Source organism: Paenibacillus sinopodophylli (assembly GCF_005930355.1).
Classification (GTDB): Bacteria; Bacillota; Bacilli; order Paenibacillales; family Paenibacillaceae; genus Pristimantibacillus; species Pristimantibacillus sinopodophylli.
The window spans coordinates 1-22649 of sequence record NZ_VDBO01000010.1; the positions used below are offsets into that span (position 1 = coordinate 1).

Consider the following 22649-nt stretch of genomic DNA (forward strand, 5'->3'; position numbering starts at 1 on the left):
TCTCTTTCATCTTAATCTGTACAGGAACCTTCTTACCGATCTTGGACGTTTCCACCTTGCCACCTATTGTGCTCTGTTCAGGGATGAATATGGCTTGGCTGCAGTTACAATCTGAACGGACATCTGTTTCCTTGTAGAGACCTGTTACTAATATACCTCCTAGAGACATTGTAGGTTGTCTGGATAAAGTGGAAGCATCTCTAGTAAAATACGGTGCAGTTCCTGCAGTTCCACAACTACCACCCGATGGTACGTACCCAGGTCTTACATATGAACACACGAGCTTGTACTCTTTTCCTGTTTTAGTAGATATGAAAGTATCTTTAAACACTACAGGAGTTACAGGATCACTTACTCTATATTCCTTAGGATCTTCCCAGTCATTTTCCAGCACATCACTTTGGTTACTAGCTAATCTTATTCTCTTGACTAGCTTCTGATTTCCACCCTTACCACTTTGGAATTGAAGGGGTTGGTCATAGAACTGTCTAAATCCATTTGGATTAGCCCATGACTCTGCATTCTTGATCGTAGACAGTTCTACATGTATTTTAGTTTGAGGTGATCCAAACCTGACTACCTGAAGCTTAGTATTTAGATATAACATCTCATTTTCCTGTATATCTCCAAGCTTAGCTAGTATCTCGTCTTGCACTACTTTCTTAGGTATTCTATACACATCCATACGATGCATCTTCTTACCTGGAACTTCGTACTCGTCATCAGTATAAACTAACCAATTTGGATTCTTAGGTAGCTCTACTTTAGAACCTGCCCCCATAGGAGTACAATTTCCATTTTCGCAGGTTGGATCCTTTCTTAAGATCCAACCTGCTGTTTGGTACTTAATTTTGCTAGCAGCTTTTTGACTGATAGCGATATATAGAATATCTCCCTCTTTTACATCGTACTTATTTCCATAATTCTTTTCGTCTGCAGCACTAGCAAATCTGATACCTTGTTTTTCCTCCTCCTCACCTGCACCATTCTCTGCAGCATTCACTATATCAGATCCCATAGGAACTGCTGAGATAGATATCAATATCACAACTAAAAGAATATATGCTAGAAACTTCTTCATTTAAGCAGCCAACCTCCAGCAAGTAAACTTGCTTACTTATTTGTAGTAAGTATAGAATATTCATATCTTCCTTTTGTAAACATATTCTCGGTCGAAAGAACTTTATAATTTGCATACTGCATATTTGCATAGTTAGAACTCACACTTACATCACTGTATCCACCGTACCAAACACCTTTTTGGAGTTTAAAGGAGTCAGAAGCTAACGTCACATTATAGTTATCTTGAAAGGTTTGTGAAGTATCAGTAGCTGAAATAATCATGAATTTAAAATAAGTCCTCACAAATTCTTTACCGTAAGCTCTACGAACCATTGAGATTTCTGGATCAGCATAACCTTTAGCAATAACCTTGTTCTTTTTAACCCATCTTACATACTCCTTAATACCAGCAGAAGATTGATCATTGAAGTACTCTCCACGATCCGGCATATTGTTCATAATCGCTTTAGCAAACCCTGCTTCAGTGATAGTTCTGTAATCCACATTAAGCTGAGTGGAATAGTACTGACGAATTTCTTCAGCCCAACTATCCATCCATTTTTTCTCTGTAAACTCGTTTTTCATAGACATATACTCTTTATTAGTCATAACGTCTTTGTCACCCTTCTTGACGTTATAAAATGAGTTAGGCAGGTCAGATAGTTTGTTCCACTCAGTAGAAGCCTCGCCACTCAATTGACGACCCCAAGGCGTTACTTTCACCGTACCTGCCGCTACCTTAGCAATGAACGCAGCATCACTTACAAGTACAGAATGAGCACCTTGATCGAAGCTTACTTTCGATTCCATAGCCTCACTCACAAAACGAAGAGGAACCATTGTACGACCTTCGTACATTTCTGCAGTTGTATCCAACTCAATCATCGTTGAATCGATACTTACAGTCTTTGAACCTACTGGAAGCGTGATGTTCTTTCCTTTGTACTTAATTCCTACGGTTTTTGTAGCGACGTCCCATGTCACATCCCCACCTAATTTCTCCGACACAAATCGAACGGGAACCATCGTTCTTCCATTCGTGTCGATATAGGGCTCCGTATCTGGAAATTGAACCTTGTGACCATTAACAATGATAGGTAAGATACGAAGATCTTTCCCCGGGGATGCCATCACTGATGTTCCACCGACCACCATACTGACCGCTACCATTGCTCCAATAATCTTCTTATACATCGTTTCATCTTCTCCCTTATGATATGTTTAGTTTTTCGTTGCTTAATTGGTATCTCTAGCGAATTGGCATTATTCCAAATGCCATCTCTACTGTCTACATGTAATTCCTTCCAAACCATGACTACGACAATTTTAGCACATTATTCCTATTTCATACACATAATAACGACAAATGTCGGGACTATTCGACTAATCATTTCCTTTAAAATTGAATTGAACTGGAGGATATAGACTTACAATAGCCTTTCTACTTCCTATGTTTTCAAAATAAGGGATACACGCATGAAATAGATGAAATATACCTATCATTCACAAATTCTACTGACATGTATAAAGTTGATATCGCATCACATAAAAACAAAAAAACGCTTGGAAACCCAAGCGTTACGCGGTTTGTTTAAGGCGGTGCTTCGGGGATTAGCCCCCTCCATACACTAACACATTAATTCGCCTTTGCTATCAAATACAAGAAATAAGGGGTGCTCAGAACTGTAATCACTATACCTGCCGGCACATCCGCACCGAAGCTGATTGTGCGCGTAATCGTATCGGCCAACAGAACAACAACAGCACCGATCAAGCAGGATACTGGAAGCACATATTTGTGATTGGTTCCCACTAGCTTCCGCGCCATATGCGGCGTAATCAGACCGATAAAGAAGAAGTTACCGCCTAGGGATACACTGCCTGACGCGAGTGCAATAGAAGCGACTGCAAGCAGAAGAAACTCCCGTTTCACCGAAACGCCGAGGCCAGCTGCTACCTGATGGCCAAACTGCAGCGAATCGAGAATACGTGATTTATAAAAAATATAAAGTGAAAAAACCAAAACCCACGGTGCCAAAATAATTAAATAACGCCACTCGGTTCCCCATAAACTACCTGCACTCCAGCGTAGTACAAAATTCAATTGGTTTTCATCCAGCTTGAGCGTCAGCAGCAAGCTCGCCGCACCATAACCGCTTCCGAGCGCCACCCCGGTCAAGATCAGACTCGTTGGAGAGGTCGCCCGTCCACGCCGATAAGCAAGCAGAAAAATAAGTGCTGCTGCTGTCAGCCCACCGACAAAGGACAACACTGGCATCGCAAACGCTGAAGCCATCCCTTGCGTAGAAAACAAAACGATGTACAACAGCACAAAAAAGCCTGAGCCAGCGCTTATCCCTAATGTACCAGGGCTTGCCATATCATTTCGCAGCAACGTCTGCATTACGCAGCCAGCCAAGCTCATGCCAATCCCGACAAGTATAGCAAGAATGATTCGTGGTAATCGGAAATCCATCACAACGGTCTGCTCGCGTTCTGTTCCGCCACCAAGCAAAACCTTCAGCACTTCGAGTGGTGTTAAGCTGATTTTACCTGAATTCATGCTCATTACCATAAGTACAAGCAGCATCGCTGCTAAGCTCGCCATTACATAAATCGCCCGCCGCTTTCTTCTAAGCGTAACCGTCATTCCATTTTCCCCCTTTGCGTACGAACGAGGTAGAGGAAGTAAGGCACGCCAACCACGCCGAAAATAATACCAATTGGCGTTTCAAACGGCTTGTTAATGATGCGGCCAATCAAATCCGCCGATACGGTCAGGAGTGCACCATATACGGCAGATGCCGGAATGATGTAGCGGTAATCGACGCCGACCCAGTGGCGTACCATATGGGGCACGATTAAGCCAACAAAACCGACTGGCCCGATCACGATAACCGATAGTCCGGTTAGCAGAAGTACGATAATTGTAGCAGCTCCTTGCACAAAGCGGGGTCGCAGCCCAATACCGCTGGCGACTTCTTCACCCAAGCTAAGGATCGTAATCGACGGCGATAGGGCAAACGCAGCCAGCACACCCATTGCAAAAAAAGGAAAAACAATTAGCAGCTCATTCCAGTTGACTCCGGCTGCACTGCCAGCTGTCCAGTACACCAACGACTGTCCAATATTATAGCGGATCGCTATATATTGGCTGAATGCGCCAAACAACATCGAGATTGAAATGCCGGCCAGTACCAACCGCTGCGGGGTTATCCCTCTCTTGCCCAGCGAGGCAATGTAATAGGTCATAAAGGTAGCCACACCTGCACCTAGAAAGGCGAACAGCATTCGTTCGCCGTAAGTGCTGCCTGGTAAGAACGCCATACAGATCGCAATGGATAGCGTTGATCCTGCACTAATACCCATTAGTCCAGAATCGGCAAGCGGATTACGAGTGGTTCCCTGCATCACAGCTCCACACATAGCCAAGCTGCAGCCTGCAATCAAGCTAGCCAGCATTCGCGGCAAACGTATAGTGTGAACGATCTTGTGCTCTACCATTCCCGGATTATAGTGAAAGACAGCATTCCAAGCAGTGGCTAAGCGCATCTCAGCAGCACCGAAGGAAATCGACAGTGCTGAGATGATGGCTAGCAGGAACAAACCTATTACGATACATATCGCGAAGCTTCCTAACCACTTCCTGCTTCCTCTATCGGGATGTGTAACTTGCATGTGCAATAATTCCTTTCCGAATCAGGGCTACTTTTGTGCAATCGGCAATTGTAACAGCGCATCTACAAAAGTATCCAATGAAATCAAACGGCTAGCGTAATCATAATCGTTTAAAGTGTCTGTCGTTGAGTAGTACGTAATATTCGCTCCTGTTACGGCTCGGATGGTTTTCCATATTTCAACTGAAGAAAGCTTCTTTTCAAGCTCTTCTACATTTGGATCAAAATTCGAATAGGCGATAATATCTGCTTCGTTCAAGTATTTGCTAACCACTTCTAATGAGATCGGCGAATAAAAACCTTCCGATTTCGGATTTTCTCTGTTGAAAAACTCTTTTTCGATGATTTCAGGAGCTCTCATGCCCAGATCTTCATAAATAATCCCTCTCGTCTTATCTCCTTGTAATCCTGGAGAACCTTCTTCCACACCTTGCAAGAATACAATTTTCTTATCATAAATACCCGCATCCACGAGTCGTTGCTTGGCAGCTTCAACTTTAGTTGCATATTTAGCAATGAATTGCTTAGCCTGTTCAGGCATTCCGAAAACCTCTCCGAAGAAAGTCATCCGCTCCTCTAATGTGGACATTTCATTATAAAAAATCGTAGGCGCTATTTTGCTCAATTGCTCCTGCGAGGATGATGTCCAAGTAGCAGATCCGATAATCAAATCCGGTTCAAGCGCCATGATGCCTTCCAAATCGTCACTAGGTACAACCTTTGCCTCTGTGACAAGTTGACCCCACTGTTGTTTCCATTCTTCTGGTCGCATGGAAGGATCACCATATTTATCGACACCTACTACCGTTTTTTCAAAAGGCAAAATATCTCCAACATTATTCCCTACAAGGTAGACGATACGCTGCGGATCTGCAGGAATCTCTATATCTCCAGTATCTGTTTTCACAATTCGTGTCTGTGCCACTGCTTCTGCCCCTTTTGATTCGGTGTTATTCGCTTCCTGATTTTGCGACTGTGCAGTCTGCGTCGCTGTATTATTCACTGGAGCATTCGACGAACACGCCGATAATAGCAGCATGAGACTCATTGCAGCCACCAAAATCATTTCCTTGCTTTTTATCTGTACAAACATGTTGAACTCCCCGTCTCCCTTGGAATTGACTAGTCTGTCTAGCCCTCTCTCATTGTAGAGTCGTTGAGAATCGTTATCAATATCATTTTTGGTAAAGTTATCAATCATTTTTCTTCTATATTCACTTGGCGTCATGTGAACATACTTCTTAAACATCCGATTCAAATTCAATTCATCTGTAAACCCGCAGCCAACAGCAACTTCCTGTATCGATAGGTTTGCGCTTTGCAAATAAAGCTTGGCTGCATCCAGCCTCCGCTCATTCAAATACTCTTGCAAGCTTTTTTGTTCGCGCTTCCTAAACAGCTTGCCTAGCAGACTTCTGCTGATCGGCAGCGTTTCTGACAGTAATTGAATGGACACCTGCTCGGTATAATGTTGATCCAGATACTGCTTGACCAGTTCCACATAATCGGGTTCAAAATAATGAATATTCCCCTCTTCCAGTTCTCTGTATATTTCATAAACAAGCTGATAGAGAGTAGCTTTCGCATTAAATTGATGAAGTGCAGACTCTAGATTCCAGCGTTCATACATGTTCTGGAACTTTTCTACGAAAAATATGGGATTATCCGGTGAGAATCCATAGATCTGTGTAAACGGATTGATGCGTTCTAATAAGCGGTAAATGTCTCTTTTATAGAAAGGAGCCGTTTCCGCTTTATACAGCACCATGTAAGTCTCCAGATTTGTGCTAACAGGATGAATCGATAGCTCTGTTCCTTTCCCTCCATGGAAAATACCGAATCGACCAGACTGGTAGGAGGTGGAATTAAGTTTTATACTGGCTTCCCCACCTTGGGTAAAAACAAACATATTAGTCGGCATTCTATAGTTTTGCAAAGGGGTTTCCTTGTGAAGCAACTGATAACGAACATCTATTAGTGATATGGATGAACGTGCCCATAACCGGACGGCAGGATCAATCATCTCTTTGGTAAAATAGTTCATATATTCCGTGTCATTTGGCACCTGTGTTCGCTCCTTCAATACGTGTCATATTTTAGCGTATACTAATTGATTATGATTATCAATATCAAATTATATTGTAAAATGCCAGCTGTACAGTTGCAACTAAACAATGGGTATGATAAACTTTCTCTAAACTTTACGACAGGAGCTGAAGAGAATAATGTAAAATTTCTTGCTAAACGTTTGAAGAATAAAACACGGTGTTTTGTTCTTTTTCGGCAAGAAAGCTACTTATTCTTTTCACTCAAAATATATGCTTAGTTGGCCCGTATCGGGCTATATTTGCGCATTTCTTTGAGCTACAAGAAGGGTACCTTTCTTGTAGCTCTTTTTATTTTTTCTACAAGGGGGAATTTGTTATGTCATTAATCAAAATAACGAACCTAACGTTTGCCTATGAAGGCAGCTACGATAACATTTTCGATCAGATCAGCTTTCAAATGGATACGAATTGGAAATTAGGCTTTACGGGTAGGAACGGCAGGGGAAAAACGACGTTTCTGAACCTATTGCTCGGCAAATATGAATACAACGGCACCATTTCTGCCGATGTCAGCTTTGAATATTTTCCATTCCAAGTTGCGAACAAAGAAATCCATACACTGGACCTGATTGACAGCATATATCCTGACTATCAGCACTGGGAGCTCCTTCGCGAGCTTTCATTGCTCAAAGTGTCAGAGGATGTTTTATATCGACCTTTCGATACCTTGTCTAACGGTGAGCAAACGAAAGTACAGCTAGCTGCATTATTTCTGAAAGAAAACAGCTTTCTGCTTATCGACGAGCCTACCAACCATCTCGACATTCATGCCAGGAAACTAGTGAGTGATTATTTGAACATGAAGAGCGGCTTTATTCTGGTTTCCCACGATCGGGCTTTCCTGGATAACTGCGTGGATCATATCCTTTCGATCAACAAGACCAGCATTGATATTCAGAGAGGGAATTTTTCCGATTGGTGGGACAATAAACAGCGTCATGACAACTACGAAATGGACCAGAACGAGAAGCTGCGAAAGGACATCAAACGGCTGAACGAAGCAGCGAATCGAACGAGTACGTGGTCGCACGAGGTAGAGAAATCGAAAAACGGTACACGTAATTCCGGCTCCAAGCTCGATAAAGGATACGTCGGTCACAAGGCTGCGAAAATGATGAAACGATCCAAGTCGCTCGAGAACAGGCAGCAATCTGTGATCGAAGAACGATCTCAGCTTCTGCGAAATGTGGAAAGCTCCGAGAGCCTTAAACTCGCACAACTGACTTATCACAAGCCCCAGCTAGTTCATATGGATCACGTTTCGATTCAGTTCGGCGAGAAGACAGTTTGCCGCGACGTCAGCTTTACCATTGAACAAGGAGACCGCATTGCGCTTGCTGGTCTGAATGGTTCCGGCAAATCAAGTCTTCTCAAGCTAATAAACGGCGAGGAAATCCCCTTCTCAGGGACATTCCACAAGGGAAGCCAGCTGAAAATCTCATACGTACCGCAGGACACTTCACATTTGCGAGGAAATTTGTCGGAGTACGCTGAAACTGAAGGAATCGATGAGAGCCTGTTCAAAGCGATTCTAAGGAAGCTTGATTTCTCTCGTATTCAATTCGAGAAGGATATGGCCTCCTTTAGCGGCGGTCAAAAGAAAAAGGTACTCATCGCGAAAAGCCTATGCGAGCAGGTCCACCTGCATATTTGGGACGAACCACTGAATTTTATCGATGTCATTTCCCGTATGCAAATCGAAGAGCTGTTGCTGGAGCATTCGCCAACCATTCTTTTTGTAGAGCATGACAGCGAGTTTTGCAAAAATGTTGCGACAAAGCACGTTACACTGAATGGCTGATCCATTTTGCCCACTAATGCCAGCCTGCTGTGCTGATTTCGCCTTGCCCTATGCAAGAAACAGGGTGCAGAGCCCAGCCCCGATGGTATCGACGATATTAGAAAATCTATGTTTGCTCCTTTCATTCCAAAAAAAATCCCCCATTTGGGGGATTTTCCTATTCTGATCGCAGAGCGATAACGGGATCTTTCTTCGTAGCTGCTTTCGCAGGAATCAAACCCGCAAGCAAGGTCAGCACCATGCTGCCAATGATTAGTGCCCCAGCATGTGTCCATGTTAATTGTGCAATTCCTTCGATATCTAGCAGGTTCGCGATTATGCTGTTGACTACAATCGTCAGCAAGTAGGATACAACGATACCAAGTGAACCTGCTACGAAACCTACAATTAATGTTTCTGCATTAAACAAGCGCGATATATCTTTTTTCCTTGCCCCAATGCTGCGTAGAATGCCAATCTCCTTCGTACGTTCCAGTACCGAAACATAAGTGATAATGCCAATCATAATCGTAGACACGACCAGGGAAATCGCAGCAAAGCCAACTAGTACATAAGATACGGTGTCCAGTACGGTTTGAATAGTCGAGCCAATCATCTCCGACATATCCGAGTAAAGGATGTGATCATTCTCTTCTTTACCTTCGTTGTAGTCGTCCAAATATTGCTTAATTTCATTCTTAGCCGTGAAATCTTTCGGATAAATATTGATGCTCGAAGGAGATGTATCCGCACCAAATATCCGTAATCTCAATTGCTTCGCATCATCATCGACGAATGGAGAGTTCAGGATGACATCCCGATCTGATGCTTGTTGGGCCACAGCAATAGCTGATTCAGCAGCATTCTGGACGATGTAATCAGTCAACTCCGGCGTATAAACCAGTCCCTCAGACAAATATCCGCCGGATGATATGCTTTCTTCCTTGATCCTTAGAATCCCTGTAATGGTTAATTCCAATCCATCAGCAATTTCAAACAATTCATCGTATGACTCTGCATTCGCGGGAGTAAATAGACCATTTTCACTTTGCGTATAGAAATTGTCATTTGGAACGACCTTCAAGATTTTCTTTCCTATAAAATCGCTTAGTTTATCGTAACCATCCTCTGTATAAATACCAAGCTTTTCGTAAAATGCCTGATCGATCCGATTGTACGAGTCCACCACGATGGCTACCTCATTCTGAGTGGTGGGATAACGGCTTCCTTCCCCAATCAAATCATAGAGTGAAAGAATAAACTCATCGTTCGCAGGCAGCTCTTGCCAATACGTTGGCACCGATCCAAAACCAGGCGGCGCAGTAGACGCAAGGGCTGTCGAGGTTTCGTACTTGACCACATCCTCCTCGCCTTTCGCTAGTACATTCATGCCTACTTTTCGGTCATAAGATAGGGCATTGATTTCGTCGGGAAGCGAGGTCTGAATTTGTGATATGTATTCATAATATTCCGGAGTCAACACATTCGCATGAAGCTCCAAGCTGGCACTACTGTCGTAAGCATATATAGCGTCGGCGTTAATGAATTCTCCGTCCTCATCACCACTGCTCTGGCTAAAAGGCGAGCCTTCCGGCGGTCCCGCTGCCCCCTGTTGCACACCTTCCGTGATCGTAACCGGGAACCCTGACAACGTGTCCGACTGTAATTTAGTTATATAATTAGAGAGTCCCGTTGACAGCGCCAATACGAGTGCCACCCCGATAATACCGATACTGCCGGCAAATGCAGTAATGAGCGTTCTTCCCTTTTTGGTCAACAAATTTTTGAACGATAACGAAGTAGCCGTCAGCAGTGACATGGAGGTTGCCTCCAAACGGAGCTGCTCACCTTCTGATGGGTTTCCTTGTTTCTTAGCCTGTTCATCCTTTAACATGGGGTTGCTGTCCGATTGAACTTCCCCATCTCGCAGGTGAATAATTCTGCTGCTGTATTCCTCAGCCAAGTCACCGTTATGGGTAACCATAATGACAAGCTTTGTTTTCGAAATTCGATTCAGAATCTCCATCACTTGAAGACTAGTCTGGCTATCCAGTGCTCCTGTTGGTTCATCTGCCAGAATAATATCAGGATCGTTAACCAATGCTCTAGCAATGGCAACACGCTGCATCTGTCCACCGGACAACTGATTAGGCTTTTTATTCAGCTTAGTGCCTAGACCAACCGATTCAAGCGCCTGCTTGGCCTTCTGACGGCGCTCGGCTACTGAAACCCCCGATAATGTCATCGCAATCTCAACATTTTGCAAGATGGTCTGATGCGAAATAAGATTATAATTTTGGAAAACAAATCCGATAGAGCGATTGCGATAGGCGTCCCAGTCTTTATCTTTGAAGTGTTTGGTTGACTTTCCTCCAAGGGAAAGATCACCCTCGTCATAACGATCCAATCCGCCAATAATATTTAGCAGCGTAGTTTTCCCACAGCCCGATGGGCCCAAGATGGAAACAAATTCGCTTTCTCTGAATGCTAACGAGACCCCTTTCAAAGCATGTACAACTTCTCCGCTGTGGTATGATTTCTGAATATCTGTTAATCTGAGCGCAGACATGATCCATTTCCTCCTCTAGTTATGTAACTAAAGCTATCTTAACAAGCGAAGTTAAACGGAGAGGAAGAAGTAGTTAAATTAAAGGTAAACCAACGTTTAAATCGAATTTACACTTTAAAACGGTAACCCGCACCCCAGATCGTCTGGATATACTGTGGATTTTGCGGGTTTTTTTCAATTTTTTCTCGTAGTCGATTGATATGGACAGCCACGGTTTTCAAGTCTCCGATCGCATCCATTCCCCATATTTTTTCGTACAATTGCTCTTTGCTAAATACGATATCCGGGTTAGAAACGATAAACAGCAGCAATTCAAATTCCTTGTTCTTGAACTCGACTTCCTCCTGATAAACAAAGACGCGATGTGTGAGCTCGTTGATACGAATTGGGCCAGCTACAACTTCTCGCGTTTTGCTTGATCCGCTGATTGTCAGCCGCTCGTACTGTGACAAATTTGCCTTCACTCTGGCAATCAACTCCGTTGGAGAGAACGGCTTAGCAATATAGTCATCTGCACCAAGTCCAAGTCCCCTTACTTTATCCGATACATCGTCCTTAGCTGATACCATCAGAATCGGAATATCCGTTATTACACGAACCGCTCTGCATACCTCGTAGCCCGACATTCCCGGCAGCATGAGATCGAGTAGAATCATATCGAAGTCTCCTGAGCTTGCCAGACGCAGCCCCTCATGTCCATCAATAGCAATCGTCACTTGGTAGCCTTCAATTTCCAAAAAATCTCGCTCAATTTCTGCAATTGCCATATCATCTTCAATGATCAGAACTTTTTTCATAGTCTGCTCCCTTGGTTCTCTTATGTTTTGGAATCGATATTCGAATAGCAAGTCCGCCTAAAGGCGCGAGATCTGCACGTATATGTCCTCCCAATCGCTCGATGATTTTGCTTGATATAGCCAAGCCCAATCCACTGCCCGTCTCCGGATTTTTCCTGGAAGAATCACTACGATAGAACACATCGAATAGCTTCTTCAACTCCTCCTGGGTTACTCCGGGACCGTCATCGGCCAGTACAATTTCTACATCATGCTCGCTTGCTGTGCACACCATACAAACTTCAACACGTTCCTTATTTTTATATTTCAAGCTGTTTTCCAAAATATTCTGAATGACATTACGGAACTGTACAACGTCGATAAGCGTTTCCTCATGCGGCAACTGACCTTCAATTCGAATGCTCAATCCCTTGGAATCGTACTCCGCCGAGAAAGCGGTCATCGTCTTCCTCAGCTCATCCCCAATATCGACAAGCTCCAAGTACAGCGGAAATTCTCCAATATCCAATTTGGAAAATAAAAAAAGCTGATTGATAATATGTTCCAGACTCGCGGTCTTGTTCTTAATGGTTGCAAAATACTTCTCTTGCATTTGCGGGGTTGAAGCCACCCCCTTCTCTAAGCCTTCAACATATGCCTTTATAGAAGTTAACGGCGTTCGCAAATCATGGGAAATGCCCGCGATCAATTCCTTGCGATTATTCTCATCCTTCTGCCGGTCTGTGACCATCATGGACAGGCGCTCCGCCATCTCATTGAAATCGGCGCATACAGGTGCGAACTCATCCTGCTTCTCATAATGAATGCGATAGGTCAAATGGCCATCTCTGAGCTGATGCACCCCATCCGCTAGTATTTGAATAGGATTCATAATACTTCGGAACACAAATTTTGTTAATGCGCGATTAGTCAGGATGACCACGACGATAAGAACCAACAACATGATAATGCCAACATAAATACGTTGCTGAAATGCATTTCGACTATGAATGGTAAAGTTTGAATCTGTTAAAACAAGCGCATAATCACCTGCAGCCACACTGTAAACAGCAAGCTTATCGGTCAACATCATAACCGGACTCGACTCAGACAAATCGAAATCGGACAAATATTCATTGGGCAATGTTTCAGGATACAATAAGTGATTGCCAGCATACAGGGACAAGTCCAAGCCTGATCCTAAGTTCTCCACATTAAACTGGTCAATTGCAGACTGGAGCACTTCCACATCCGTGCTTGAGCCACTATTCGTTGCAAGTTGATCTACGTCTTCCATATGCTCGAAGAATTGATCGCTATACTTCAATGGTGGCAGTTCACGTGCACCCGTGACGCCTGAATAAATAAGCACCATGCACATGCTGGTTACAATCATAAGCACAATCGGCAGCATAAGCATCAAGATGTTAGAGAAGTATAATCGGCGCTTTACACTCATGATTCGTTCACCCTTCCAAAGACAATACCTATAGTATAATCCATATTGTTAAACGGTTGGGGAACCATAGGTTAACGAAAGGTAAACAGGTCCAGAATGTTCCTCTTAAAATTCGCTTTACAGGACACCTAATGGTGTTATATGATGAATTAGGACACTTAATGGTGTCCAATAATATATGGATAAGGAAGATGACTCCCATGCACATTCTAAGCATCGTTCTTCAAAGCTGGCTGCTTTTCTCCATGGCCTTTTTCGGTGGAAGTAAGCTTGCTGGAGCCCAGCATCAGGTCGAACTATTCGATTCAATCAAGCTTCCTCAATGGTTCCGTGTCATTACAGGCTACGTCCAAATTGCTGGATGCATTGGGCTCATTATCGGCTACTGGAATCCAGGTGCTGCCGCATGGACTAGTATAGGGATTGGCATTATGATGTTAGTTGCGTTCTTCACACATCTCAGAGTGAAGCATCCCATTGGAAAAATCATACCTGCTCTATTGAATTTATTGATAGCTGCTGCAATAGTCATCCTAAATGCTGACAAACTGTCTTCGCTTTTTGGTTAAGTTCCAGTATAAATCCCCGCCAAGCCTTATAATCATTGGGCTCGCGGGGATTTTTTTATTCGTATGGATAAATCTTATTGACATCATAACGGTCTCAATGATACATTGTGCATACACAACATACACAATTTGAATTGGAGGAAACAAAATGCTGGCATTGGATATCAAACATTTAAATAAAAAATATGAGCATTTTGAATTAAATAACGTATCATTCCAACTGGAACAGGGTTATATTATGGGCTTCATCGGAGCCAACGGTGCGGGGAAAACAACGACCATTAAAGCCATTTTGGACTTGATTCGTGCAGATAGCGGAGAAATCCGTATTTTAGGAAAAAATATGTCCGAGAATGAGATTGAGTTGAAACAAGTAATCGGGTCTGCATTCGGAGACATGAATTTTTACACTCGCAATAAGATCAAAACACTGACCAATGTGATCAAACGGTTTTATGCGAATTGGGATGATGAAACCTACTACAAATATTTGAGAAAGTTCAACTTAATCGAAGACAAAAAAATAGCGGAGTTGTCCACCGGGATGAAAGTGAAATATAGCTTAGCCATTGCCCTGTCACACGGTGCTAAGCTGCTTATTCTCGATGAGCCTACAAGCGGTCTTGATCCGATTGCCAGGGACAATCTTCTGGATATTTTCCGAGAGCTTGTGCAGGATGGCGAAATCAGCATTCTATTCTCAACGCATATCACATCCGACTTGGAGAAATGTGCAGATTATATTACCTATATCCATAACGGTCAAATTATCAACAGCGGGGAAAAGGAACAATTTATCGATACGTATCGTTTATTGAATGGTAAAAAAGATCAATTGGATATCGTTAAGAACCAGCTTATCTCCTACAAAACAAGTTCTTTTGGCTTCACTGGCTTGATTCATACCAAAGACTTAGATCCCTCATTAGATATTCAATGGACTATACCGAATATTGAGGAAATTATGATCTACTGCTCTAGGAAGGAGGATCTGTATGTATAATCTATTGATAAAAGAATTGAAGCTCGGCGTTAATCCTTTCTTTTATGCCTTGCCTTTTCTGACAGGTGCTTTAATGCTAATTCCCGGATGGTTATACTTCTTGGTCATCCTTTACTTTTGCTTTATAACGATACCGAATATGTTCGCAGGCTATAAAACGCAAAATGATTTAATATTTTCAAGCATGATGCCTGTTACTAAGAAAGACATTGTTAAAGCAAAGATCGGCGTTATCGTAATCCTCGAGCTATTGCATATTGTGATTGCCATGCTCTATGGCATACTGACGTTAAAATTATATCCACATATGAAATACTTTTTCTTTGCACCTACCCTCGGCTTCTGGGGTCTCTGCTTCGTCATGCTGGCGATTTTCAACATCATCTTTATATCGATATATTATAAGACGGCGTACAAATACGGTGCGGCAGCGTTTGTATCCATTACAGCTACCATGCTGTTTGCCGGAGGCGCAGAATGGCTCAGCATACAAAATTCGTATTTCTACGATCTATTTAAAGGGTCTGGTACTGATAACGTAGCCGTTCATCTTTCTATCCTGATCGCTGGCATTGTCATATTTGCGATATTTACGATGATCGCTTATTATATTGCCAACAAACGGTTTGAGAAAGTGGAAATATAATGGACATAGCGATTTCGAACACCTCTGATAAACCCATTTATCAACAGCTTTTTGAACAAATCAGTGTACAGATTCTCAAGGGCGAATTAGAGAATGGTTATAGCCTGCCACCTATTCGACACGCAGCTATAGAGCTGCGTGTTAGTATTATTACCGTCAAAAAAGCTTGGGAAGAGCTTGAACGACATGGTTTAATTTACACCGTAACCGGAAAAGGGTGTTTTGTTGCTAATCTAACATCCAAAGAAATCCTTCAAAAACGTAATGAGATGCTCCTGAAGCAGATGGTGATTGATATCTCCTATTACAAATCCTTCGGCCTCACACTAGATGAAGTTTATGAGCTTTTGAAGGAAATTTATTGAGCAGACAGCAATGAAGCTGGTGTAAGAGAACGAACGACTCCAAACGGAGCATACAGCTCATGTGTCAGGTTACAGGCAAAATAAAACGGCCTTAGTCCTATAGAATACAGGACAAAGGCCGTTTTAACTTTTCGTTTTTTATTAAATAAGATCAGACTTTTGCAGCAGTCGCTGAATGATCAAGGCAACTTCAGCTCTTGTAATGTCCTGCTTCGGTGCAAGCCTTGCACCTGGCATGCCAGATACGATACCAGACTGCAGGCAGTCTGCAATGCTGTTTAGCGCCCAATCTGAGGCATTAGCAGCATCTTTGTAAGGAAGAATAATTTCGTCTACCGACTTGGCAGCAAGCTTGTCTTTTAGTTCTGTGATTTTCATCGCCTTGGCTATAATCATCATTGCTTGCTCCCGCGTTATATACGTGTTTGGAAGGAAAGTACCGTCTCCATAACCGCTGATCAAATCATACGAATATGCCGTGTTGACCGCGCTGCTATACCAATCCGATGTCTTTACATCCGAGAAAGGCACATTGCCTGCTTCCAATCTGAGCCCCAACCCACGAACGATTATGGCTGCAAATTCAGCACGCGTTATTTTCCGATCAGGATTAAACAATCCTTCCCCTGTACCCTCCAAGATCATCCGTGAACCCATATCGTTAACCGCATCTTTTGCCCAATGCTGCTCAACATCTTTAAATGCAATCGGATGCCACACAACCGTGTACGTGCTGTTAGTCAGACTTTTAATGGAAGCGTAATACTTGCCATCAATCAAACGGACCTTTGTTGGTACATGACGTGTTGTTCCGTCTGGATCAACAACGATTCCAGTTGTAATTCGGTTCGAGTCCACGCCTGCTGGAATAGCGAAAGTTCGCTCGACATAAGAATTGAATTTTGTTACTTCAACGGTCTTATCACCATATGACGCTGTAACTTTGAAATTAAGCGACGGTATTGTGACAGCGAAGTCACCTGCCGTTGCCGCCTTATTAACAACCAGAGTCATAGCTGCTGTTGGCTCAGCGATTTCAATTCGAACCTTCATATCCTGAAGATTCACATTTGCACCGAATTGCGTAAATAAGGCATCGACGTTGATTTCTAGTGCAGGCACCTTATAAGATGCATTCTTCGTTTTAATTTCAATGGTAGCTTGCTTGTTCTCCAGCTTCTTGACCATTTGACCATTTAACTCACCGACATAGACATTCGAATCTATGTTTACCGGAATCGTAATGACAGCGCCTTGTCCTTCTTCTGCTAGTCTTGCATCCAGCTTTTTCTCATCAACAGAAATGGTAATGACTTTTTGACCATTAGCTTCGGTTACGATCGCCGTACCCGCACTCTCCACCTTGCCATTTACAAGTACATCTACACCGATTGTTGAAGGACTTGTTGTTACTGGTGTAGTCGGGCTGGACACATCATTAGTACGAAGCGTAGCACCTACACTCGCTGCCGATGCTTCACGCGTTGCAGTTGCCTTCACGCGCGTCTTGAGCGTATAATCCGTGTTTGGCGTCAAGCCGCTGAACGTTGTGTTATCCTGCCACAATGCACCATCTAAGCTGTATTCTTGTCCAGCTTCTGCTTGAAGCTTGAGGCTGGTCGTTGTTTTTGTACTCAACACTGGCGCACTTGGTGCTGCTGGCCCGTCTGCTTTTGCTACTTCTGCCGTGCTAGAGCTTGTTACATTACCCGTTGCGTGCGTACCGCCAGCAGTTATCGTTACGCTGATTACCGTTCCGATATCCGCTTGCGTCAGCGTATAGTTCGCATTTGTCGCTGAGTTGATCGCCACTCCATCGCGTTTCCACTGGTACGTTGGTACATCTCCTACAACCGTTGGCGTATAGGTTATACCGCTCACATCTGCGGTCAATTGCTCGCCATACTTCGCTTCTCCGCTAATTGCAACTGTGCCTCCAATTTCCGGAAGTGACTCGGTACGAAGCGTTGCGCCTACACTCGCTGCTGATGCTTCATGTGTTGCAGTTGCCTTCATGCGTGTCTTAACAATATAGTCCGTGTTCGGCGTCAAGCTGCTGAACATCGGGCTATCCTGCCACGCTAGACCATCCAAGCTATATTCTTGTTCCGCTTCTGCTTGCAGCGATAGGCTTGTTGTTGTTTTTGAGCTCAACGTCGGCGCATTCGGTGCTGCCGGGCCATCTGCCTTCGCTACTTCTGTCGTTTCCGTACTTGTTACACTGCCTGTTGCTTGTGTACCGCCAGCTGTTACGGTTACGCTGATCGCCGCTCCAATATCGGCTTGCGTCAATGTATAATTCGCATTCGTCGCTAAGCTAATCGCCACGCCATCACGCTTCCACTGATATGTCGGTACATCGCCTACTACCGTTGGCGTATAGGTTATACCGCTCACATCTGCGGTCAATTGCTCGCCATATTTCGCTTCTCCGCTAATTGCGACCGTGCCTCCAATTACCGGAAGTGACTCCGTACGGAGCGTCGCGCCTACACTCGCTGCTGATGCTTCTCGTGTCGCGGTTGCTTTCACTCGTGTCTTAACGGTATAGTCCGTGTTCGGCGTCAAGTTGATGAACGTCGGGCTATCCTGCCATGCTAGACCATCCAAGCTGTATTCTTGTCCAGCTTCCGTTTGCAAGGTAAGGCTCGTCGTTGTTTTCGAACTCAACGTCGGCGCATTCGGTGCTGCCGAGCCATCTGCCTTCGCTACTTCTGTCGTTTCAGAGCTTGTTACACTGCCTGTTGCATATGTGCCGCCAGCTGTTACGGTTACGCTGATCGCCGCTCCAATATCGGCTTGCGTCAATGTATAATTCGCACTCGTCGCTAAGCTGATCGCCACGCCATCACGCTTCCACTGATATGTTGGTACATCGCCTGCAACCGTCGGCGTGTACGTTAACCCGCTCACATTTGCAGTCAACTGCTCGCCATATTTCGTTGTTCCGCTGATTGTAACTGTTCCTCCAAGCACCGGAAGCGACTCCGTACGAAGCGTCGCGCCTATACTCGCTGCCGATGCTTCACGCGTTGCAGTTGCTTTCACTCGTGTCTTAACGGTGTAGTCCGTGTTTGCCGTCAAGCTGTTGAATGTCGGGCTATCCTGCCATGTTCCATTATTCAGGCTGTATTCTTGTCCAGCTTCCGTTTGCAGGGTAAGGCTCGTCATTGTTTTCGAACTCAACGTCGGCGCATTCGGTGCCACCGGGCCATCTGCCTTCGTTACTTCTGTCGTTTCAGTGCTTGTTACACTGCCAGTTGCATGTGTGCCGCCAGCTGTTACAGTAACGCTGATCGCCGCTCCAATATCGGCTTGCGTCAAAGTATAATTCGCACTCGTCGCTAAGCTGATCGCCACGCCATCACGCTTCCACTGATATGTCGGTACATCGCCTGCAACCGTTGGCGTGTACGTTAACCCGCTCACATTTACAGTCAACTGCTCGCCATATTTCGCAGTTCCATTAATAACGACTGTACCTCCAAGCACCGAAAGCGATTCGGTACGAAGCGTCGCGCCTACACTCACTGCTGATGCTTCGTGTGTTGCAGTTGCCTTCACACGCGTCTTGAGCGTATAGTCCGTGTTTGCCATCAAGCTGTTGAATGTCGGGCTATCCTGCCATGTTCCATTATCCAGGCTGTATTCTTGCCCCACTTCCGTTTGCAGGGTAAGGCTCGTCGTTGTTTTCGAACTCAACGTCGGCGCATTCGGTGCTGTCGGGCCATCTGCCTTTGCCACTTCTGCCGTTTCAGTGCTTGTTACACTTCCCGTTGCATGTGTACCGCCAGCTGTTACAGTAACGCTGATCGCCGCTCCAATATCGGCTTGCGTCAATGTATAATTCGGACTCGTCGCTAAGCTGATCGCCACGCCATCACGCTTCCACTGATATGTTGGTACATCGCCTGCAACCGTTGGCGTGTAAGTTAACCCGCTCACATTTGCAGTCAACTGCTCGCCATATTTCGCAGTTCCATTAATAACGACTGTACCTCCAAGTACCGAAAGCGATTCGGTACGAAGCGTCGCGCCTACACTCGCTGCCGATGCTTCTCGTGTCGCGGTTGCTTTCACTCGTGTCTTAACGGTATAGTCCGTGTTTGCCATCAAGCTGTTGAATGTCGGGCTATCCTGCCATGTTCCATTATCCAGACTGTATTCTTGTCCAGCTACCGTTTGCAGGGTAAGGCTCGTCGTTGTTTTTGAGCTCAACGTCGGCGCATTCGGTGTTGCCGGGCCATCTGCCTTCGCTACTTCTGTCGTTTCAGTGCTTGTTACACTTCCCGTTGCATGTGTACCGCCAGCTGTTACAGTAACGCTGATCGCCGCTCCAATATCGGCTTGCGTCAATGTATAATTCGCATTCGTCGCTAAGCTGATCGCCACGCCATCACGCTTCCACTGATATGTCGGTACATCGCCTGCAACCGTTGGCGTGTACGTTAACCCGCTCACATTTGCAGTCAACTGCTCGCCATATTTCGCAGTTCCGTCAATGACCACTGTTCCTCCCATTACCGGAAGCGATTCGGTACGAAGCGTAGCACCTACACTCGCTGCTGATGCTTCTCGTGTCGCGGTTGCTTTCACTCGTGTCTTAACGTTATAGTCCGTGTTTGCCGTCAAGCTGCTGAACGTCGGGCTATCCTGCCATGTTCCATTATCCAGGCTGTATTCTTGCCCCGCTTCCGCTTGCAACGTGAGGCTTGTTGTTGTTTTTGAGCTCAACGTCGGGGCATTTGGTGCTGCCGGGCCATCTGCCTTAGCCACTGCTGATGTCCCTACACTTGTCACAATGCCAGTTGCATGTGTGCCGTCAGCAGTTAACGTTACGCTAATTACCTTTCCAATATCAGCTTGCGTCAACGTATAATTAGCTGTTGTCGCCAAGCTGATCGCCACTCCATCGCGTTTCCACTCATACGTTGGTACATCACTTACAACCGTTGGCGTGTAGGTTACCCCAACTAAGTTTGCCGTTAACTGCTCACCATATTTTGCAGTTCCGTTAATTGCCACAGTCCCTCCCAGCACTGGAAGTCCTGTTGTTGCTGCACTTACCGTATTCGAGTTTCCTGCTTTCGTTCCGCCAGTGACGACTAAGCGGAAATCATAGCTTGTGCCTGCATTCAATCCTGTCACCGTCGCTGTACTCGCATTTGCAGCGATGGCCCCTGTCGTTGCTGTTGTCCATGTATTTGTCCCTGCTGGCGACTTCTCAATAATGATGGCCGTCGCTCCAGTAACCGCCGTCCAACTGAACGATGCGGTCGTGCTCGTTTGTCCTGAACTAGCAAAGTCAGAGATTGGTGTGGCTAATGTACCAGAGGAATAAACCACCATATTACCCGTAATATCATTATAAACACCATAACCATTTTCATATCCAATGTACGGTGTATAACCATACTCAGTGGAGCTATCTGAATCTACTAAATACCAGTCATTATCAACAGTCCCACCATTGGAATACTCTTTCACTCTTGCTTTCTTCGTACTGCTGTTAAAATCAAAAAGAACAAATCCGCCTTCTTTTTTAGTTAAAAGCATAGGCTGCGGGAAAGTAACGTTAGCGGAAATCGCTGTGAAAGGCCCTCCCAGACTAACTGTACTGCCTACTTGATTCCCGCTTCTATCATAAATATTCAATGACATTGTCGCACTCAGGGACCCAAAGGCTATTGCAAAATTCCCATTAGACAATGCTGCGAAACGTAGATTTGCTCCGCTAGTCACATCTTTGATCTTATTTCCGCTATTGTCATATAATTCTGCAATATAATTGTTTGTAGCAGCCCTACGAACCAGCATGAGTCTATCATCATTACTGCCCTTTACAAAGTCTATTTTCTCAGATTGACCCAAATTATCCGCATAATTTACTGTTTTGACAAGGCCCATATTAGCATCATAAAAATTTAAATTATATGTGAATCCAGTAAGGCTATAAGCAACAGCCACTCCACCATTAGAAAGTTTTGTAACATCAAGTGGATATCCCATATAAGTTGAGGTAGCCAGAGAAACCGCGCTGCTGGCTAATCCTGTCTTACTAACAACCAAATACTTAAGTTCAGCATATGCATTGCCTGTATTTTGATCTTCGGTATAAACAATAATCGTATCTCCATTATTTGTTTCAATAGGAAAGACTACATAACGATAATTACTATTAGGTATAGTAAATAACTTAAGGTTAAAAACCAACGAACCATCCGCGTTTACAACCTTATACCAAATTTCTGTACCATTATTGAGGTAATACACGAGACCTATTCTGCCACCAGGCAAACCTACCGTCCTGTCTACCCAATCATTCATGTTAGTAAGAACTTGAAATTTATTTAACTGAGCCGCGTATACCTTGTTGATCATTACATTAGAAAACATTAAATTAATAACCATCGCTAAGAGAACGGTACATACAATAATAAAAGAAGATTTTTTTGCCTTAAACAACATTGCCCACACTCCATTCAAAATTATTAATTTATCAATCCGGATCGAAAAATTAGTTAAACTCTCGGTTTATAGCTTCTTACTGCAATTAATAATGAACGAAACACTTAGAAAAACCTCACTTGTTGTCGTTTCCTCCTTCATTACCTTGCATATCATCGAAATGTGCT

14 protein-coding genes are annotated in these 22649 nt (G+C 44.2%); 5 read left to right on the top strand and 9 right to left on the bottom strand.

All coding sequences use genetic code 11. The features are described 5' to 3' along the window. The 5 genes from FGT79_RS23890 to FGT79_RS23910 form a co-directional block, all read right to left on the bottom strand. Positions 1-1081: hypothetical protein (locus tag FGT79_RS23890; RefSeq protein WP_138755370.1), on the bottom strand; the 1081-nt coding region annotated here is incomplete at its 3' end. Positions 1082-1113: 32 nt separating this feature from the next. Further along, on the bottom strand, positions 1114-2256 hold the full coding sequence (locus FGT79_RS23895; protein WP_138755371.1) for a copper amine oxidase N-terminal domain-containing protein: 1143 nt from the start codon (positions 2254-2256) through the stop codon (positions 1114-1116). A gap of 442 nt (positions 2257-2698) precedes the next feature. Then, complete coding sequence (locus FGT79_RS23900; RefSeq protein WP_138755372.1) at positions 2699-3712, bottom strand: FecCD family ABC transporter permease; 1014 nt, start codon at positions 3710-3712, stop codon at positions 2699-2701. After that, positions 3709-4740, bottom strand: coding sequence for a FecCD family ABC transporter permease (locus FGT79_RS23905; RefSeq protein WP_138755373.1), 1032 nt, complete (start codon positions 4738-4740; stop codon positions 3709-3711). The genes FGT79_RS23900 and FGT79_RS23905 overlap by 4 nt, the downstream gene beginning before the upstream one ends. Before the next feature lie 27 nt (positions 4741-4767). Then, positions 4768-6804, bottom strand: a complete 2037-nt coding sequence (locus FGT79_RS23910; RefSeq protein ID WP_138755374.1) for an AraC family transcriptional regulator — start codon at positions 6802-6804, stop codon at positions 4768-4770. A gap of 359 nt (positions 6805-7163) precedes the next feature. Here FGT79_RS23910 and abc-f point away from each other — a divergent pair, with 359 nt between their 5' ends. Then, complete coding sequence (abc-f, locus tag FGT79_RS23915; RefSeq protein ID WP_138755375.1) at positions 7164-8648, top strand: ribosomal protection-like ABC-F family protein; 1485 nt, start codon at positions 7164-7166, stop codon at positions 8646-8648. Positions 8649-8805: 157 nt separating this feature from the next. Here abc-f and FGT79_RS23920 read toward each other — a convergent pair whose 3' ends face one another. The 3 genes from FGT79_RS23920 to FGT79_RS23930 form a co-directional block, all read right to left on the bottom strand. Continuing rightward, a complete protein-coding gene (locus tag FGT79_RS23920) occupies positions 8806-11196 on the bottom strand; it encodes an ABC transporter ATP-binding protein/permease (RefSeq protein ID WP_138755376.1) in 2391 nt (796 codons plus the stop codon). A gap of 107 nt (positions 11197-11303) precedes the next feature. Continuing rightward, positions 11304-11993 (bottom strand): response regulator transcription factor, encoded by a 690-nt coding sequence (locus tag FGT79_RS23925; protein ID WP_138755377.1) that lies wholly within the window; start codon positions 11991-11993, stop codon positions 11304-11306. Continuing rightward, entirely contained in the window at positions 11971-13431 is a 1461-nt protein-coding gene (locus FGT79_RS23930) for a HAMP domain-containing sensor histidine kinase (protein WP_138755378.1), read from the bottom strand. The genes FGT79_RS23925 and FGT79_RS23930 overlap by 23 nt, the downstream gene beginning before the upstream one ends. 200 nt (positions 13432-13631) lie before the next feature. On the opposite strand from FGT79_RS23930, the gene FGT79_RS23935 reads away from it, so the two are divergent. From FGT79_RS23935 to FGT79_RS23950, 4 genes are all read left to right on the top strand, one after another. Next, positions 13632-14000, top strand: coding sequence for a DoxX family protein (locus FGT79_RS23935; protein WP_138755379.1), 369 nt, complete (start codon positions 13632-13634; stop codon positions 13998-14000). A gap of 148 nt (positions 14001-14148) precedes the next feature. Beyond that, positions 14149-15003, top strand: a complete 855-nt coding sequence (locus tag FGT79_RS23940) for an ABC transporter ATP-binding protein (protein WP_138755380.1) — start codon at positions 14149-14151, stop codon at positions 15001-15003. Further along, entirely contained in the window at positions 14996-15649 is a 654-nt protein-coding gene (locus FGT79_RS23945; RefSeq protein WP_138755381.1) for an ABC-2 transporter permease, read from the top strand. Before FGT79_RS23940 ends, FGT79_RS23945 begins: the two co-directional genes overlap by 8 nt. Beyond that, a complete protein-coding gene (locus tag FGT79_RS23950; RefSeq protein WP_138755382.1) occupies positions 15649-16014 on the top strand; it encodes a GntR family transcriptional regulator in 366 nt (121 codons plus the stop codon). The genes FGT79_RS23945 and FGT79_RS23950 overlap by 1 nt, the downstream gene beginning before the upstream one ends. A gap of 141 nt (positions 16015-16155) precedes the next feature. Here FGT79_RS23950 and FGT79_RS32015 read toward each other — a convergent pair whose 3' ends face one another. Then, positions 16156-22482, bottom strand: coding sequence for an S-layer homology domain-containing protein (locus FGT79_RS32015; protein WP_246096589.1), 6327 nt, complete (start codon positions 22480-22482; stop codon positions 16156-16158). Positions 22483-22649: the final 167 nt, after the last annotated feature.